Below are 17,706 nucleotides of genomic sequence, written 5' to 3'. Positions count from 1 at the left end.
CCAGGTTCTCCTCGATCGACAAGGCACCGCAGCTTCCGGTCAGCGGGTCCTGAAAGACCCGGGCGACAAGTCCGGCGCGCGCCGCCGTCGTCTTGCGGGTCACGTCGGCATTGCCGATCAGCACCTGCCCCTCGCTTGCCAGCACATCGCCGGCGAGCACGCCGAGCAGCGTCGATTTGCCGGCGCCGTTCGAGCCGATGACGGTGACGAAGGAGCCTTCCTCGATCGTCAGGCTGACACCCGAGAGCGCCTGCTTCTGCAGCGGCGTACCGCGCCCGAAGACGACCTTGATGTTCTTGAGGTTGATCACGACGCGGCACCTCCACGCAACCGGGGAAGGATGAGCGCCACGGTCACCAGCACGGCGGTGACGAAATTGAGATCGGACGCCTGCAGACCGATGACGTCGCTCGAAAGCGCCAGCTGGATCGCGATGCGATAGAGGATCGAGCCGAGCACACAGCCGATCAACGCGATCAGCAGACCGCGCCGCCCGAGCAGCGTCTCGCCGATGATAACGGCAGCGAGGCCGACGACGATCGTGCCGACGCCTGAGGTGACGTCGGCAAAGCCGTTCGTCTGGGCAAACAGGGCGCCGCCGAGCGCCACCAGCGCATTCGAGATCGCCATGCCGAGATAGATCTGCCGGCTGGTATCGACGCCCTGGGCCCGCGCCATCCTTGCATTGGCGCCGGTCGCCCGCATTGCCAGGCCCGCATCGCTTTCCAGGAAACGCCAGACCAGGATGAGCGCGATGACGACCAGAATACCGACGAAGAGCGGCCGCACGTAGAAATCGCGAAGGCCATGGCCGAAGAACGGGCTGATCATCGTGTCGGCATTGATGAGGGCGACATTGGGTTTGCCCATCACGCGCAGATTGACGGAAAACAGCGCGATCATCGTCAGGATCGAGGCGAGCAAATTGAGGATCTTGAAGCGCACGTTGAGCAGCGCCGTCACCATGCCCGCAGCGGCACCTGCCGCCATGGCGATCAGAGCCGCGAGCCAGGCGTTGACGCCGGCAATGATCAGCACGGCTGTCATCGCCGCGCCAAGCGGAAAGGAGCCGTCGACCGTCAGGTCAGGAAAATCGAGAACTCGAAAGGCGAGATAGACGCCGAGAGCGACGAAAGAATAGACTAGGCCGAGCTCGACGGCCCCCCAGAATGCGATTTGGCTCAAGGCTTTCAGCCCCTTTTTGTGTCCGTTCCGCCCGTCGCGAAACGGAGCCTTTTAATACAAACAACCGCTCCCGTGCAAACGAGAGCGGCTGAATACGACGAAGGCGCTAGACGTACCGGCCGACTATTCGATGACTTTGTTGGCGCGGGAAAGCACGCTCTGCGGCAGGGTGACGCCCATCTTCTCGGCCGCAGCCTTGTTGACGACGAGGTCGCTGCCGGCGGCAGTCTTGACCGCGATGTCGCCGGGGTTCTCACCCTTCAGCACGCGCACGACGATGTCGCCGGTCTGCTTGCCGACATCATAATAGTTGAAGCCGAGGGCGGCGATCGAACCGCGCGAAACCGAATCCGTGTCAGCGGTAAAGAGTGGCAGCTTGCTCTCCTCGGCAACCGCGACGGCGCCTTCGAGCGCGGAGATGATGGTGTTGTCGGTTGGAATGTAGATCGCATCGGCGCGGCCGACGAGCGCGCGTGCCGCACCCTGGACCTCGGCCGACTTGGTGGCGGCCGATTCGACCACCTTCAGGCCAGCCTTTTCGGCTTCAGCCTTCAGCACGGCGAGCAGCGAAACGGAATTCGCCTCGCCGGAATTGTAGAGATAGCCGATGGTTTTCACATCAGGCAGGATTTCCTTGATCAGCGCTATGTGCTCGGCGACCGGCGACATATCGGAAAGGCCGGTGACATTGCCGCCGGGCTTGTCCATGTTCTTGACGAGTTGGGCGCCAAGCGGATCGGAGACGGCCGTGAAGACGACGGGAATGTCACGCGTCGAGGAGACGACGGCCTGGGCCGAGGGCGTCGAGATCGGCACGATGACATTGGGCTCGTCGCCGGCGAATTGGCGGGCGATCTGGGCTGCCGTCGCCGGATTGCCCTGCGCCGACTCGAAGACGAATTTCAGGTTCTCGCCCTCTTTATAGCCGGCGGCCGTCAGCGCATCGAGAACGCCCTTGCGCGCCGCATCGAGCGCCGGATGTTCGACGATCGCCGTCACGGCGACGGTGACGTCATCGGCCTTTGCGGGCAGGGAAAGGGCCAAACTGGCGGCAAGAGCGAGCAAAATCGGGCGCATGGGGATCCTCCTGAATGATTTTGGCGCCACTTTTAGGAAAAGCACCCCCTGAAATCAATCGCGGAGAATTGTAGCGAGGATCAAACTTGCTGATCAGTCGTCGGCGCCGTGATTGGCGATCATCATCGCCTCGAAGGCCAGACGTTCGGTCTTGCGCATGCGTTCGGATTCCGATTTCAGCTGGCCGCAGGCGGCAAGAATGTCGCGGCCGCGCGGCGTGCGGATCGGCGAAGCATACCCCGCCGAATTGATGAAATCGGCGAACTTCTCGATCTGCTCCCAGTCGGAACACTGGTAATTGGTGCCGGGCCAGGGATTGAACGGAATGAGGTTGATCTTCGCCGGCACGCCCTTCAGGAGCTTGATCAGCCCCTTGGCGTCTTCCAGGCTGTCATTGACATCCTTCAGCATCACATATTCGAAGGTGATGCGCCGCGCGTTCGAAAGGCCCGGATAGGTCCGGCAGGCCTCGATCAGCTCCTTCAGCGGGTACTTCTTGTTGATCGGCACGAGAATGTCGCGCAAATCGTCGCGCACCGCATGCAGCGAAATCGCCAGCATGACGCCGATTTCATCGCCGGTGCGGAAGATCTCCGGCACGACACCGGAGGTGGAAAGCGTCACGCGGCGCCTGGACAGCGACAGGCCGTCACCATCCGTGGCGATCAGCAATGCCTGCTTGACGGCATCGAAGTTATAAAGCGGCTCACCCATGCCCATCATGACGATGTTGCTGACCTTGCGGCCCTCGGCAGGCATGATCGTACCCTGCGGCGCTTCACGGTCCGGGAAATCGCCAAGTCGGTCGCGGGCAAGCAGAAGCTGCGAAAGAATTTCCTCCGCCGTCAGGTTGCGCACCAGACGCTGCGTCCCGGTATGACAGAAGGAACAGGTGAGCGTACAGCCGACCTGGCTTGAGATACAGAGCGTGCCGCGGCCCTCTTCCGGAATGTAGACAGCCTCGATCTCGACGGGGCGCCCGGCGCCCCGCGGGGGAAAGCGCAGCAGCCATTTGCGCGTGCCGTCGTTGGAGACCTGCTCCTCGACGATCTCGGGACGTGCGATGGTGAAATGCTGCTTCAGCATCTCCCGCATGTCCTTGGCGACATTCGTCATATGGTCGAAGTCGGAGACGCCGCGCACATAGATCCAGTTCCAGAGCTGCGAGACGCGCATCTTGATCTGCTTCTCAGCCACACCCTTTTCCCGGAGTGCCGCCCCCATCTCCTCACGCGACAGGCCAATCAACGAGGGTTTCTCGACGTTGGCGGGCGTGCGCGCCTGCGGCTTGGTGACAACGATCGCATCCATGACGGACATAGGCATTTATCCCGAATTCGAACGTGTGCCGGCTCTGCGAGCCCGCGCGCTTCAGGGGGTAAGCCGGAAGACTTGCGGGCGCATGACGGCACATCGGCAGAAATTGAATGGCGGAACGGCGACTGTTATCGCGATCTGTCCGCTGTTGGCGCCGGCTTTACCATCATTTTGCCCGCGCGTCACTATCAAGCATGTCGCGCAAAAACACGCGGCGGTTTTGCGATTAGGGCACGCTCAAACCAAACTCCTAAAGCGCGGCAGGCGGATCTGAAAGACCGCGTCGCGCTTTAGATGGAAACGAGAAGAGCCGGCGCAAGGCCGGCCCTTGAAATTCTGCGGCCGGAAGGACCGCCTACTTGCAGGTTTCGATCTGCTTCAGGGCAGCCGAGATGCCCGAGAGCGAATAGCTGTAGGAGGTGCCGGTGCCCTTGCGCGAAACGGCATTGACCGTCATCGAATGACCGGTCTTCATCGCCGCGACGAGGGCCGGCTCCTGGGCAGCATTCTCGACCCAGCCAGCCTTGTCCTTGGTGAACATCACGAAGGTCTTGTTGTCGATGACGACGTTGATCTTCGAATTTTCCTTGACCGTGTAGCCCATCATCGCCTGCGGCTCGTAGGAAATGTTCTGGCCCGGACGCTGCGAGACGATGAAGAAATTGTCGCCGTGGTCGACGCTTGCCGGCTGCTTTGCCGTCGGAACGGAAAGCACGTAGCAGACGGTGCTGCTGCCCGACTTGTAGGAGTAGGCGCCCCATGCCTGGAACTGCTGGATGCGGTTCGGCGCGGCCTGCTGCGCTTCCGCAACTCCGGCCATAACAAGGGTGAGTGCGAGAGCGGATACGATACTTTTTACAAACATGGATTCCTGCCGGTTCTTGCGATTCAAGGCCCGAAGCGATCATAGCGGGCGCCGCATAATCACGATCTGCTTTATTTTGACTTAATTCAGGTTACCAAATGGTCAACAATAGCTGCGATTTGTATCTGCCTGTGTCATTTCAGCTCGAGTGTCAATTTTCGCCCCTTTGACGGTATCGACCGCGACACCGTGCCCCAATGGCACTGATCGTCCGTTCGGCTGAATTTAAGACACAAAGATTCAGGCAAGAGTTTGACCTTTCCCAAATCCGTTGTACCTCATTAAGACTTGGAAATCCGGGACGAAATTGTTGCCGCAGGGGGCTGGTGAGGGGATATGGATGCCGAGGAAAGACAGCGTTTCGCTGCCCTCGCGAAGGCCGTCGCGAACGATCGCGACCAGCAGGCCTTTTCCATCCTGTTCGACTATTTCGCACCCCGCCTGAAGGCCTGGCTGATGCGCCAGAGGATGACATCAGGCGAGGCCGAGGAACTGGTCCAGGAGATCATGATCGTGCTCTGGCACAAGGCAGACCTCTATGATGCCACGCGATCTTCACTTTCGACCTGGCTTTTCCGCATTGCCCGCAATCGCCGCATCGACATGCAACGCCGCGCCAATACCCGCATCTTCGATGAGACTGATCCGGCCCTGCAGCCGCCGGCCGATATCGGCGCGGAAGAACTCATCGCCAATGACGATCGCGACGCCAAGATACGCGCCGCCGTCGGTCAACTGCCGGAGGAACAGCGCGACATGCTGCGCGCCGCCTTCTTCCTCGGTCAATCGCATTCGGAGATCGCCGAAGCGACCGGACTGCCGCTCGGCACGGTGAAGTCGCGCATCCGGCTTGCCTTCGGCAAGCTTCGCAAGGTGCTGGAACGCGAAAACGCCTGACGTATGTCGCCCAGAAGGGCGCAGCGGTTTTGAGATGGCGACACGCATGAAACAAGCGTGTCACATCCCGGCTCGATTCGACGCGCTTTAAATCGTCTTCATCGCTTCTTCCGGCCGGTCGGCGAGAACGCGGTCGGCTGCTTCGTAATGGCCCGGCCGGATATGGCCGCGCACCATGGCGAAGGCGGCCGAGAGCACGGCAATGTCGTCGGAAAAGCCGATGACGGCGAAAATATCCGGGATCATGTCGATCGGCATGACAAAATAGGCGAGTGCCGCGAGCAGCACGCCGCGCACCTTTGTCGGCGTCTGCGGATCGAGCGCGCAATAGAAACCGGCGACCACATCGCGCGAGAACGGGATCTGTCGCACCGCCCGTCGGAACGTCGGCCAGAATTTCTGCCTGACGGTCTTCTCGCGCCGGCTTTGGGTGTCCTCGTCGCCCGGCAAGAGGATTTCGCCGAATTTGACCTCGTCCATCCCTGCATCCCTTTTGTCCATGCGAACATATGGTGACGGCGCCCAGTCTTTCAATCGGCCCCTTTCAATCGGCCCCATATTCAAACGACACGTCGCGCCGCAGCCTTCTCCATTGCTTTGGCGAGCTTGAAATCCAGTTCCGTCAGCCCGCCGGCATCATGCGTGTTCAGCGTCACATCCACCCTGGAATAGACGTTGAACCATTCGGGATGGTGGTTAAGCTTCTCGGCCGCAAGTGCTGCCTGCGTCATGAAGCCGAAAGCCTCGACGAAATTTGCGAACTTGAACGTCTTCGATATCGAAGAACCCGCATCATTGAGCACCCAGCCCGAAAGCTCGGTCAGTTGCGCCTCGGCCGCCGTCCGTTCCAGTTTTTCCATTTTCATGCCATGGTCCTCATCTCTGTTCGACAGGTTACCGATGAAACGCATCAGCATCCTCTTCGTTTGCATGGGCAATATATGCCGTTCTCCGCTCGCCGAGGGAATTTTTGGCCATCTCGTCGCCGAGGCGGGGTTGACCGGCGATTTTACGATCGATTCCGCCGGCACCGGCGGCTGGCATGAAGGCGAGCCGCCCGACCAGCGTTCGATCGCCATCGCGAAAGGCCACGGCATCGACATATCAGGGCAGCGCGCCCGCCGCGTCCAACCGAGGGATTTCACGGATTTCGATCTGATCCTCGCCATGGACCGCGACAACCTGGCGGCGCTCGAAAAGAGCGCGCCGCATGGGGCGAATATCCACCTTTTCGGTGACACGGCGCTGGGAACGGGAGAGGATATTCCCGATCCCTATTATGGCGGCTCGGGCGGTTTCGAGCTGGTCTACACCAGGCTCTTGACCGGCTGCCGCAGCCTGCTCGAAACGCTGGGCGTCGAGCGCGCCTCGTGCAGCGGGAACACTTCCTCGGTCAGGTAAGGCCCGCCACCAACCGATTCGCGCGACGAAAGCAGCACGAAGCGCGGTGCGGTGAAGGTTGTGGTGTGGAAGTTGCCGCGCCCCGCCAGATATTGCACGACATCGTCGAGCCGCGAGGATTTGAGCCGCGCCAGCGTCACATGCGGCATGAATTTGCGGGGATCCGGCGGCAGGCCGATACGCTGGCAGATGCGCTCGATCTCGCCTTGCAGGGCATACATTTCTGGCGATTGCGAGACGCCGGCCCAGACCGAATGCGGTTTCTTCGATCCGAAGGAACCGATGCCTTCGAGCCGGAACTGGAATTCCGGCCGGTCAATCCGGTCGAGGCGTTCAACGATTTCATCGGCCGTGCGGCCGTCGACATCACCGATGAAGCGCAGGGTGATGTGGTAATTCTCCACATCGATCCATCGTGCTCCAGGGAGGCCACCGCGCAGCAATGAAAGACTCATCGCCGCATTGCGCGGAATTTCGAGGGCGGTAAACAGTCTCGGCATCACGAGCACTCCCCGAATCTTTTGCAGGTGCTCACACGGAATCACGCAATCAACAACCGCGCAAGCCCCTATTTCTTCACAGAAGAAATCGTTTCGACGAAATTTGTGACAGCAGGCTCCATCTTTTCGACCATGACGTCGACACCTCTCGCATTTGGATGCATGCCGTCTTCGAGCTTCAAGTCGGCCTCCAGCGCGACGCCGTCGAGGAAGAAGGCATAGAGTGGAAGCTTATGTTTTTCCGAGAGTTTCTGATAGATCGGGTTGAATCGTGCGGCATAATCCGCCCCCATGTTTGGCGGCGCTATGATACCGGCGAGCAGCACGCCAATCCCACGCTCCTTTAGCCGGGTAATCATTTGATCGAGATTCTTCTCGCTCTCCTCCGGCGGGATGCCGCGCAACGCATCATTGGCGCCAAGCTCGAGAATGACCCCATCGGTGCCGTCGGGCACCGACCAGTCGATGCGCGCAAGGCCTGCTGTCGTCGTGTCGCCGGAGACCCCGGCATTGGCAATGGTGACGTCGAGCCCCTTCGCCTTCAGGGCCGCCTGCAGCTTTTCCGGAAAGCCATCGCCGGGCGGCAACTGATAGCCCGCCATCAAACTGTCCCCGAAACCGACGAGATTGATCGTCCGGGCATCGGCTGCAGTGGCAAAGATCAGCGAGACGGCAATGACGGTGAATTGAAGGGCGGCAACTTTAAATCTCATGCTGGCTTCCCTAGATTGGCGAGGTGCCGTTATGCGGCCATTCGATTACGGACTTATATAGGGCGATTTCTGTTGGCAAAAACCATTATCGAGTTGAAGGGCGCCGATCTGACCCTTGGCAGCGCAGCCGCCTCCGTCCATGTGCTGAAGGGCATCGATCTCGATATCGCTGCCGGTGAATCCGTCGGCATCGTGGGCCCTTCCGGTTCCGGCAAATCCACCCTGCTGATGGTGCTTGCCGGGCTGGAGAAACTCGACAGCGGTGAGATCAACATCAACGATACGCCGCTCCATAGCCTCAGTGAGGACCAGGTCGCCGATTTCCGCGGCCGCAACATCGGCATCGTCTTCCAGTCCTTCCACCTGATCGCCAACATGACGGCGCTGGAAAACGTCGCCGTGCCGCTCGAGCTCGCCAATGTCAGCAACGCCTTCGAGATCGCTCATCGCGAGCTGAAATCGGTCGGCCTCGGCGAACGGCTGAGCCACTATCCCGGTCAGCTTTCCGGCGGTGAACAGCAGCGCGTGGCCATCGCCAGAGCGCTCGCCCCGTCGCCGGCCCTGCTGATCGCCGATGAGCCGACCGGCAATCTCGATACCGAGACCGGCCGCCAGATCGCCGACCTTCTGTTCTCCAAGCAGGCCGAACGCGGCATGACCCTGCTTCTCGTCACCCACGACGTCTCGCTTGCAAACCGATGCTCGCGCCAGATTCGCGTCCGCTCCGGCAGGATCGAGGGCGACAGCGCCGCCCGCCGCAGCGAAGCGGCGATCGCATGAGGATCATCACGCCACGCGTCTCGCTCGCTTTTCGCCTGGCGCTGCGCGAGCTGCGCGGCGGCATCCGCGGCTTCTACATCTTCCTTGCCTGCATCGCGCTCGGCACGGGCGCCATCGCCGCCGTCAATTCCGTTTCGCAGTCGATCACCGACACGATCGCCTCGCAGGGGCAGGAGCTGCTGGCCGGCGACGTCCGTTTCGAACTCAACAACCGTGAAGCCACACCTCAGGAAATAGCTTTCCTCGAAGGCCTCGGCACCGTTTCGGTGTCAACAGGCCTGCGCTCGATGGCCCGCAAGCCTGACGGTTCCGATCAGGCGCTGGTCGAGGTCAAGGCCGTCGATGACGCCTACCCGCTCTACGGCAAGTTCGTAGCCGAACCGGACTATCCGCTTGCAGCACTGCTTTCGGGCCAAGGCGGCACCTATGGTGCGGTCGCAGCGCCCCTCCTTCTCGATCGGCTCGGGCTTGCGGTCGGCGACGAATTGCTGCTCGGCAACGTCAAGCTCAGCATCACCGGCACGGTGAAAACCGAACCGGATGCGCTGTCGGAAGGTTTTGGCTTTGCGCCGCGTCTGCTCGTCAGCCGCCAGGCGCTTCTAGCCTCCGGGCTGATCCAGACGGGAAGCCTGGTCGAACACGCCTACAAGATCCGCCTGGAAGACAAGGCCGCGATGTCGGGCATCCAGGCGCGCGCCTCCAAGGAATTCCCCTCCGCCGGCTGGGCGATCCGCACCAGCGACCGCGCCGCGCCCTCGCTCACCGAAAACATCACCCGCTTCTCGCAGTTCCTGACGCTGGTCGGCCTCACCGCGCTGATCGTCGGCGGTGTCGGTGTCGCCAATGCGGTGCGCGCCTTCCTCGATTCCAAACGCACCACCATCGCCACTTTCAAATGTCTGGGTGCGCCGGCGCAGGTCGTCGTTCTGATCTATCTCTTCCAGATCGCCATCATCGCTCTCGGCGGCATCCTGATCGGCCTCGTCATCGGCGCCCTGTCGCCGATGTTTGCCGCGCAATTCCTGGCGCAATTCCTGCCGGTCTCCACGACGCCGACCCTCTACCCCGGCGCCCTGCTGCTCGCCACGCTCTTCGGCATCCTGACGACGCTCGCCTTCGCCATCCTGCCGCTCGGCCACGCCCGCGAAGTGCCGGCGACGGCCCTTTTTCGCGAACAGGGCTTCGAGGCCCGCCGCCTGCCCTCCTGGCCCTACATCGTGCTTGCCGCCCTGTTCATGGCCGCCCTTGCCGGGCTTGCCATCCTCACCGCCTATGACCGCTTCATCGCCGTCGTCTTCGTCGGCGCGATCGTTTTTGCCTTCGTCGTCCTGCGCCTGGTCGCCGCCCTGATTGCCTGGCTCGCGCGCCGCAGCCCGCGCGTCAATTCGCCAGCGCTGCGGCTTGCGATCGGCAACATCCACCGCCCCGGCGCACTGACCCCCTCGGTCGTGCTCTCGCTCGGCCTTGGCCTGGCATTGCTGGTGACGCTCACCCTGATCGACGGGAACCTGCGCCAGCAGCTAACCGGCCGTATGAACGAGGGTGCGCCGAACTTCTTCTTCGTCGATATCCAGAGCGCCGAGGTCGATGCATTCCGCGATCTCGTCCAGGGCCAAGCGCCGCAGGGCAAGCTCGTCGAAGTGCCGATGCTGCGCGGCCGGATCATCGCCTTCAACGGCGAGGATGTCACCAAGATGAACGTGCCGGCGGCCGGCCGCTGGGTGCTGAACGGCGATCGCGGCATCACCTATGCCGAAACCCTGCCGGAGAACGCCGCCCTCACCGAAGGCAAATGGTGGGACAAGGATTACAGCGGCGAGCCACTCGTCTCCTTCTCCTCGGAAGAGGCCCATGAGCTCGGCCTCAAGATCGGCGATAAGGTCACCGTCAACGTGCTCGGCCGCAACATTACGGCGAAGATAGCCAATCTGCGCCGCGTCGAGTGGGAATCGCTGTCGATCAATTTCGTCATGGTCTTCTCGCCGAATACCTTCCGCGGCGCCCCGCATGCGTGGCTCGCGACGCTGACCGATCCCTCTTCGACACCGGCCGAAGATGCGGCGATCCTGAAATCCGTCACCAACACCTATCCGACGATCACCAGTGTGCGCGTCAAGGACGCGATCGATATCGTCAACCAGCTGGTCGCACAGCTTGCGACCGCGATCCGCGCCGCAGCCTCCGTCGCCCTCATCGCCTCGATCCTCGTCCTTGCCGGCGCGCTTGCCGCCGGAAACCGGGCGCGCACCCACGACGCGGTGGTGCTGAAGACGCTCGGCGCCACGCGCGCCATGCTGATCCGCGCCTTCAGCTACGAATATCTGATCCTCGGGCTTGCGACCGCAATCTTCGCGCTGATCGCCGGCGGCGTTGCCGCCTGGTTCATCGTCGCCCGCATCATGCGTCTACCCTCGACATTTCTGCCCGACGTGGCGGGACTGACGCTTGTGACCGCGCTCGTCCTCACCGTCGGCATCGGCCTTATCGGCACCTGGCGCATCCTTGGGCAGAAGGCGGCCCCCGTTTTGCGCGAGCTCTGACCGGGCAGCGGCACTCAAACCCTTCACCTTACGGCGATTTAACCGGCCGAGGCTTTGCAAGCCTCTTGTTTGCAATGGGCGAAAGCCTCATATTGTTCGCAGGCATGCTGGAGCTCCGCAGCGGCGCCCGGGTCGAAAACCCCGACACCGTATATCCATCGGAGCTTGTAAGAGGAAACTATGGCTGATCTTCGTAACTATCAAAGCCGCGCTCAGACCGGCGAGATGATTGATCAAGGCCTGCGCGCTTATATGCTCAAGGTCTACAACCTGATGGCGCTGGGTCTGGCGATCACCGGTGTGGCCGCATATCTGTCGTTCCAATTCGCCTTCGCCAATGGCGAACTGACCGCTTTCGGTCAGGCGATCTATGTAAGCCCGCTGAAGTGGGTGGTCATTCTGGCGCCGCTCGCTCTGGTGTTCTTCCTGAGCTTCCGGATCAATACCATGACGGTGGCCGCCGCCCAGACGACCTTTGCGGTCTACGCTGCGCTCGTCGGTCTGTCGCTCTCGTCGATCTTCCTGATCTACACGGGCCAGAGCGTCGTTCAGACCTTCTTCGTCACCGCCGCCTCCTTTGGCGCGCTGTCGCTGTACGGCTACACGACGAAGCGTAACCTGTCGGCGATGGGCTCGTTCCTGATGATGGGTCTCTTCGGCCTGATCATCGCTTCGCTGGTCAACATCTTCCTGGCGTCGTCCGCCGTCCAGTTCGCGATCTCGGTGCTCGGCGTCCTGATCTTCGCAGGCCTCACCGCCTACGATACGCAGCGGATCAAGGAATTGTACCTGGAAGCCGATGACGTCGCCGTCGCCGGTCGCAAGGCGATCATGGGTGCGCTGACGCTCTATCTCGACTTCATCAACCTCTTCATGTTCCTGCTGCAGTTCATGGGCAACCGTAAATAAGCAGGGCAGACTGAGATCGAAAAGGCGGCTTCGGCCGCCTTTTTTGTTGCGCAGGCTTTCGCGGGGTGGTTCGACAGCGCCGCGCGTCTTTTCAGACGCGCAAAGGACGCTGTAGCATTTTGAATTGCTGCATAATTTCGTCCTTAAATCGATTCCGATTTAAGGAATTATGCAGTAGGAAGGCCTTACCCACTCCTATGGACCTGCCGCGAAATGTCCTTCCTCCTGCGCGATGCCTCGAACGCCGATATTCCCGCCATTGCCGATATCTATCGCGAATCCGTCCTGAACGGCGTCGCGAGCTATGAGATCGTGCCGCCGACCGAGGCCGAGCTGGCGCAACGTTTTGCGGCGATCGTCAGCCAGCAATATCCCTATATTGCCGCAACCGATGCGGATGGAAGCCTGCTCGGCTACGCCTATGCCTCGGCGTTTCGCACGCGTCCCGCCTATCGCTGGCTGGTCGAGGATTCGATCTATCTCGCGCCTGAGGCCCGCGGCCGGGGCATCGGCAAGGCGCTGCTCGCCGAACTGATCACCCGCTGCACCGGACTCGGTTTCCGTCAGATGGCCGCCGTCATCGGCGGCGCCAGCCCCGCCTCGATCGCGCTTCATCGCGCAGCCGGCTTCGAGGAGGTCGGTCTGATGAAGGGCACCGGCTACAAGCACGGCCGCTGGCTGGATACGATGTTCATGCAGCGCGTCCTCGGTGAGGGCATGGGCACCGATCCGGACCCGTCAGCCTATCCCGGCACGCTGTTTGCCGGCTAGCGCATCGTGCTTTGCGCGTTTGGAAAGAGGCGCAGCGCTGTAAGTGCGGCTTACTTGTCGACGAGCTTCAGGGCCTTGTCGAACACCTTCAGCACCTGGTTCAGCTCGTGACCACGCTTCAGGATCGTACCGTTGGTGTTGATGACGGAATAGGCGCCCTGCTTGGCGGCGAGCTTCGGGTTTTTCTCGATGCGGAAGAGCGGCATTTCGCCGGAACGCTTGAAGACGGAAAAGACTGCCCTGTCCTTGAGGTGATCGATGGCGTAGTCGCGCCATTCACCGTCACCGACCATACGGCCGTAGATCCAGAGGATGGCGTCCAGTTCGCGCCGGTGGAAGGTCACCGGAAGCGGGTCCTTGCTTTGCTTGTATTCCCTGAGATCGACGACGACTGAGGAACTGTGGTCGACGGAACGGCTTTCGCCGTGTCGCAAATCCGGCTGATCTGTCATCAGTCTCACAAGGCCTCCACATGTGACAGGAGAGTGACAGTTTGCCCGAGCCGCCGCAAATTGCAAGAGTGCCAGCCGCCACATTCGGCCGCACCACAGCGCCGCGCGTCTCTCGCGCAAGGGCGCTGTAGCACTTTGAGTCTGCGCATCATGCCTTCCGAAAGTTGGGTCCGATTTTCGGAAGGCATGATGCGCTGGGCAGGCCAACGCTTTCTCGACAGCGCCGCATTTCAGTCAAAACAGCGCCTCATTTGCAGGAGATTTATGAATTCCAGTTTGGCGCCAGCGCGCCAAAGGGCCCGGCGGAGCGTATCGACCTTAACCCCAGCCCCGAATACGCTCGGCCGGGCCGCCCCAGTATTTCATCCGTAACCGGATGAAATTTCAGATATTTTTTCCAGCCATCACCACGGTTGCGCCAAGGATCGCTGCCGGATCGCCGTCTGCAGTCGCCGATTGCAGCAGAATCGCGCAGCCCTCGAGCTGCGGACGCTGCAGGACGCTGGCCGGCAGCGTCAGACTGGTCGCCTTGCCGTCCCACATGCCGACGGTTTCGACATTGGTGACGCTGTGCAGATAAGAGATCTTCTGGCCGCTGTTCTCACCCTTTTCGACGTCGATTGTCTTTTCCTTGTCGAAATAGACCATCACGACATTGGCTTTGCCCTGTCCGGCGCCGATCTTGATCTCCAGTTCGTCGCCGCGCATCGCGGCGTTGATGGGAACAGTCAGACCGTTGCCTTCGCTGCTAAAGGTGTCGATCTTGCTGTTGATTCCGTTGAGATCGGCGCCGGCCAGATGGCCGCGTCCGTTGACGATGGCCTGCGGCGTGTAGACGTTGCTTCGGCCCATCGTCCTGGCATAGCCGTACTGCCGCTCGGTGTTTTCCTTGGAGCTCAGCGTATCGGCCCAGCCGAGATAGTTCCAGTAATCGACATGATAGGCGAGCGCGATGACATCGCCCTGGTTCACCAGCTTGCGGAAAGCGGCGTCAGCGGGAGGACAGGAGGAGCAGCCCTGCGCCGTGAAGAGTTCGACGACACCTTTCGGCGTGCCGTCCTCGGCCTGCAACGGGCCTGAGAAAACAACGCTAGCGATCAGCGGAATCAAAAAACGGGGGGACATTCACCTGCACCTCTTTTTCAGCGCCGACGGCGTGTTCGAACCGGAGGCCCTGACATATGAACGTACGAATAATCCTTCCGGGTCCAAACGAAAAGTCACGAACGGGTGAGACGTAGCTCGACGGGAACTTGCGCAAAACAAATCATCGTGAGCCCCGTTTAAATACTGTCGCCGCAAAGAAAAGCCGCCGGAAACTGCTCTCCGGCGGCCATTATCATGTGAGTTTCTTAAAAATCAGGCAGCGAGATCGCGCAGAACCGTCTGCAGGATGCCGCCATTGTTGAGGTAGATCACCTCGTCGAGCGTATCGACGCGCGACAGCAGCGGAACCTCTTTCACGGTGCCGTCGCCATAGGTGATCCTGGCGATCTTTTTCTCGCGTGGCTTGATCTTTTCCAGACCTTCGATGGTGACGAGTTCATCGCCCTTGAGGCCGAGGCTCTGCCAGGTCGTGCCCTCTTCGAAGACGAAGGGAATGATGCCCATGCCGACCAGGTTCGAGCGATGGATGCGCTCGAAGGACTGGGCGACCACCGCCTTGACACCGAGCAGGTTGGTGCCCTTGGCAGCCCAGTCACGCGAGGAGCCGTTGCCGTATTCGACACCGGCGAAGATGACGAGCGGCACGCCTTCCTGCTTGTACTGCATGGCGGCGTCGTAGATCGAGGTCTCTTCCTTCGACGGGTAGTGGATGGTGTAGCCACCTTCCTTGCCGTTCGGGCCGAGCATGTGGTTGCGGATGCGGATATTGGCGAAGGTGCCGCGCATCATCACTTCATGGTTGCCGCGGCGCGTGCCGTACTGGTTGAAGTCGGCAACGGCGACGTCGTGGCCGATGAGGTAGGCACCGGCCGGCGATGCAGCCTTGATCGAACCGGCAGGCGAGATGTGGTCGGTGGTGATCTTGTCGCCGAACAGGCCGAGAACGCGGGCGCCCTTGATGTCGGAAACGCCGGTGCCCTTCTTGCCCATGCCGACGAAGTAGGGCGGGTTCTGCACGTAGGTCGAATTGTCGTCCCAGGCATAGGTCTGGCCCGGCGGAACCTGAACGGCCTGCCAGTTGACGTCGCCCTTGAAGACATCGGCATATTTGCTTTCGTAGAGCTCGCGGGTCACGTATTTCAGGATGAATTCCTGGACTTCCTTCGAGGTCGGCCAGATGTCCTTGAGATAGACCGGGTTGCCGCTCTGGTCCTCGCCAATCGGCTCCTTGGTCAGATCCTTCTGCACCGTGCCGGCAAGCGCATAGGCGACGACGAGCGGCGGCGATGCGAGGTAGTTCGCCTGCACGTCGGGCGAGATGCGGCCTTCGAAGTTACGGTTGCCGGAAAGAACGCCGGAAACGATAAGGCCCTTGTCGTTGATCGTCTTCGAGATCGGCGCCGGCAGCGGGCCGGAATTGCCGATGCAGGTGGTGCAGCCGAAGCCGACGAGGTTGAAGCCGAGCTTGTCGAGGTCGGCCTGCAAGCCCGACTTGGCGAGATATTCGCCGACGACCTGCGATCCCGGTGCCAGCGAGGTCTTCACCCACGGCTTCGTCTTCAGTCCCTTGGCAACGGCGTTGCGGGCAAGAAGACCGGCAGCGATCAAGACTGACGGATTGGAGGTGTTGGTGCACGACGTGATGGCGGCGATCGCCACGTCGCCATGGCCGAGATCGAAATCCGTGCCTTCGACGGCATAGCGGTTGTTCAGCTGGCCGGGCTTCTTGTAATCCGTGTCCATCGAGCCGGCAAAACCGGTCGCGATGTTCTCGAGCGATATGCGGCCTTCCGGACGCTTCGGGCCGGCCATCGACGGCACGACATCGCTGAGATCGAGTTCCAGCGTATCGGTGAAGACGAGCTCGGAGCCGTCGCCGTCACGCCACATGCCCTGCGCCTTCGAATAGGCTTCGACGAGCGCGATACGGTCCTTGGTGCGGCCGGACATGTTGAGATAGTTGATGGTTTCGCCGTCTACGGGGAAGAAGCCGCAGGTGGCACCGTATTCCGGGCCCATATTGCCGATCGTCGCGCGGTCGGCGAGCGGCATGTTGTCCATGCCAGGACCGAAGAATTCGACGAACTTCGAAACGACGCCTTTCTTTCGCAGCATCTGCACGACGGTGAGAACGAGGTCGGTCGCCGTGACGCCTTCCTTGAGCTTGCCGGTCAGCTTGAAGCCGATGACTTCGGGCAGCAGCATAGAGACCGGCTGGCCGAGCATCGCAGCTTCCGCTTCAATACCGCCCACGCCCCAACCGAGAACGCCGAGACCGTTGATCATCGTCGTGTGGCTGTCGGTGCCGACGCAGGTATCAGGATAGGCGATCGTCTCGCCGTCCTCTTCCTTGGTCCAGACGGTCTGGCCGAGATATTCGAGATTGACCTGATGACAGATACCGGTGCCGGGAGGCACGACGCGGAAATTCTTGAATGCCTGCTGGCCCCACTTCAGGAAGCGGTAGCGCTCGCCGTTGCGCTGGTATTCCAGCTCGACGTTACGGGCGAAGGCCTGCGGCGTGCCGAATTCGTCGACGATGACGGAGTGGTCGATGACGAGATCGACGGGAACGAGCGGGTTGATCTTCTCGGGATCGCCGCCGAGCGACACCATCGCGTCGCGCATCGCGGCAAGATCGACGACGGCGGGAACGCCGGTGAAGTCCTGCATCAGCACGCGCGCCGGGCGATAGGCGATTTCGTTTTCGACCGCACCCTTATTGTTCAGCCATTCGGCAACGGCCAGGATATGCTCCTTGGTGACCGACTGGCCGTCTTCGAAGCGCAGCAGGTTTTCAAGCAGCACTTTCATCGAATAGGGAAGCTTCGACACGCCGGCCAGACCGTTTGCCTCAGCCTTGGGCAGGCTGTAATAGACATAGTCCTTCCCGTTGACGGAAAGCGTGGAACGACAATTGAAACTGTCAAGAGATTTAGACACGAGATACCCCGTTTCTGATAGCCAACACAGTCGTGCGAACGCCTATGCACTTAATGCACATCAGGATGCGGGTACGGCCATTTCCGCTGTCCGCACGTGGAACAGACGCTCCAAGTTCGGCGCAAGGATGAAATTCACGCCGACCGCTGGCGTGGTTGCAGGTCTTATAGATAATTTCCTAAAAACTTGCCATACCCGAGGACAGTCAAAATCGGACATTTTTTGACCCCGCCGGAAGCCGAAACCAAG

The 17,706-nt window shown here is 61.1% G+C and carries 18 protein-coding genes; 6 read left to right on the top strand and 12 right to left on the bottom strand.

The features are described 5' to 3' along the window. The 5 genes from MOV76_RS25765 to MOV76_RS25745 form a co-directional block, all read right to left on the bottom strand. Window positions 1-310: ATP-binding cassette domain-containing protein (locus MOV76_RS25765; protein WP_247265573.1), on the bottom strand; the 310-nt coding region annotated here is incomplete at its 3' end. Then, window positions 307-1,185, bottom strand: a complete 879-nt coding sequence (locus MOV76_RS25760; protein WP_247265572.1) for an ABC transporter permease — start codon at window positions 1,183-1,185, stop codon at window positions 307-309. The genes MOV76_RS25760 and MOV76_RS25765, both read right to left, overlap by 4 nt. 123 nt (window positions 1,186-1,308) lie before the next feature. Next, a complete protein-coding gene (locus MOV76_RS25755) occupies window positions 1,309-2,262 on the bottom strand; it encodes an ABC transporter substrate-binding protein (protein ID WP_018243954.1) in 954 nt (317 codons plus the stop codon). Window positions 2,263-2,355: 93 nt separating this feature from the next. Continuing rightward, window positions 2,356-3,582 (bottom strand): 23S rRNA (adenine(2503)-C(2))-methyltransferase RlmN, encoded by a 1,227-nt coding sequence (gene rlmN / locus MOV76_RS25750; protein ID WP_182564498.1) that lies wholly within the window; start codon window positions 3,580-3,582, stop codon window positions 2,356-2,358. A 352-nt stretch (window positions 3,583-3,934) separates the two neighbouring features. Next, on the bottom strand, window positions 3,935-4,444 hold the full coding sequence (locus tag MOV76_RS25745) for an invasion associated locus B family protein (protein WP_018243956.1): 510 nt from the start codon (window positions 4,442-4,444) through the stop codon (window positions 3,935-3,937). A gap of 336 nt (window positions 4,445-4,780) precedes the next feature. On the opposite strand from MOV76_RS25745, the gene MOV76_RS25740 reads away from it, so the two are divergent. Next, on the top strand, window positions 4,781-5,341 hold the full coding sequence (locus MOV76_RS25740) for a sigma-70 family RNA polymerase sigma factor (RefSeq protein WP_130718183.1): 561 nt from the start codon (window positions 4,781-4,783) through the stop codon (window positions 5,339-5,341). Window positions 5,342-5,428: 87 nt separating this feature from the next. On the opposite strand, the gene MOV76_RS25735 is transcribed toward MOV76_RS25740, so the two are convergent. Both MOV76_RS25735 and MOV76_RS25730 read right to left on the bottom strand, forming a co-directional pair. Further along, window positions 5,429-5,821: a YkvA family protein gene (locus MOV76_RS25735; RefSeq protein WP_012759347.1), complete on the bottom strand. Its 393-nt coding sequence runs from the start codon at window positions 5,819-5,821 to the stop codon at window positions 5,429-5,431. Window positions 5,822-5,901: 80 nt separating this feature from the next. Beyond that, the gene (locus tag MOV76_RS25730; RefSeq protein WP_026188549.1) at window positions 5,902-6,207 is read right to left on the bottom strand and encodes a 4a-hydroxytetrahydrobiopterin dehydratase; all 306 of its coding nucleotides are present in this window, start codon (window positions 6,205-6,207) and stop codon (window positions 5,902-5,904) included. A gap of 34 nt (window positions 6,208-6,241) precedes the next feature. On the opposite strand from MOV76_RS25730, the gene MOV76_RS25725 reads away from it, so the two are divergent. Next, window positions 6,242-6,742: a low molecular weight protein-tyrosine-phosphatase gene (locus MOV76_RS25725; protein ID WP_247265571.1), complete on the top strand. Its 501-nt coding sequence runs from the start codon at window positions 6,242-6,244 to the stop codon at window positions 6,740-6,742. Here MOV76_RS25725 and thpR read toward each other — a convergent pair. Both thpR and MOV76_RS25715 read right to left on the bottom strand, forming a co-directional pair. Then, window positions 6,649-7,242, bottom strand: a complete 594-nt coding sequence (gene thpR / locus MOV76_RS25720) for an RNA 2',3'-cyclic phosphodiesterase (protein WP_247265570.1) — start codon at window positions 7,240-7,242, stop codon at window positions 6,649-6,651. The two genes, MOV76_RS25725 and thpR, sit on opposite strands and share 94 nt — an antisense overlap. Before the next feature lie 68 nt (window positions 7,243-7,310). Further along, a complete protein-coding gene (locus MOV76_RS25715; RefSeq protein WP_018243961.1) occupies window positions 7,311-7,955 on the bottom strand; it encodes an arylesterase in 645 nt (214 codons plus the stop codon). A gap of 72 nt (window positions 7,956-8,027) precedes the next feature. Here MOV76_RS25715 and MOV76_RS25710 point away from each other — a divergent pair, with 72 nt between their 5' ends. From MOV76_RS25710 to MOV76_RS25695, 4 genes are all read left to right on the top strand, one after another. Next, window positions 8,028-8,735, top strand: coding sequence for an ABC transporter ATP-binding protein (locus MOV76_RS25710; protein ID WP_018448245.1), 708 nt, complete (start codon window positions 8,028-8,030; stop codon window positions 8,733-8,735). After that, a complete protein-coding gene (locus MOV76_RS25705; RefSeq protein ID WP_247265569.1) occupies window positions 8,732-11,275 on the top strand; it encodes an ABC transporter permease in 2,544 nt (847 codons plus the stop codon). Before MOV76_RS25710 ends, MOV76_RS25705 begins: the two co-directional genes overlap by 4 nt. 180 nt (window positions 11,276-11,455) lie before the next feature. Beyond that, complete coding sequence (locus tag MOV76_RS25700; RefSeq protein WP_011653891.1) at window positions 11,456-12,184, top strand: Bax inhibitor-1/YccA family protein; 729 nt, start codon at window positions 11,456-11,458, stop codon at window positions 12,182-12,184. Between the two features lie 213 nt (window positions 12,185-12,397). Further along, window positions 12,398-12,955 carry a GNAT family N-acetyltransferase gene (locus tag MOV76_RS25695; protein ID WP_247265568.1) on the top strand — a complete coding sequence of 186 codons (558 nt, stop codon included), beginning with the start codon at window positions 12,398-12,400 and terminating at the stop codon, window positions 12,953-12,955. A 50-nt stretch (window positions 12,956-13,005) separates the two neighbouring features. Here MOV76_RS25695 and MOV76_RS25690 read toward each other — a convergent pair whose 3' ends face one another. The 3 genes from MOV76_RS25690 to acnA form a co-directional block, all read right to left on the bottom strand. Next, a complete protein-coding gene (locus MOV76_RS25690) occupies window positions 13,006-13,407 on the bottom strand; it encodes a DUF2794 domain-containing protein (protein ID WP_018448249.1) in 402 nt (133 codons plus the stop codon). A 384-nt stretch (window positions 13,408-13,791) separates the two neighbouring features. Continuing rightward, window positions 13,792-14,532: a thioredoxin family protein gene (locus MOV76_RS25685; RefSeq protein WP_018243966.1), complete on the bottom strand. Its 741-nt coding sequence runs from the start codon at window positions 14,530-14,532 to the stop codon at window positions 13,792-13,794. A gap of 234 nt (window positions 14,533-14,766) precedes the next feature. Next, window positions 14,767-17,457: an aconitate hydratase AcnA gene (acnA, locus tag MOV76_RS25680; protein ID WP_028733557.1), complete on the bottom strand. Its 2,691-nt coding sequence runs from the start codon at window positions 17,455-17,457 to the stop codon at window positions 14,767-14,769. Between the last annotated feature and the right edge of the window lie 249 nt (window positions 17,458-17,706).

The sequence above is a fragment of the Rhizobium sp. PRIMUS64 genome (assembly GCF_023006465.1).
In the GTDB taxonomy this organism is placed as follows: Bacteria; Pseudomonadota; Alphaproteobacteria; order Rhizobiales; family Rhizobiaceae; genus Rhizobium; species Rhizobium leguminosarum.
The sequence above is the reverse complement of the archived record's forward strand: the minus strand, read 5'-3'. Positions and strand labels throughout refer to the sequence as shown.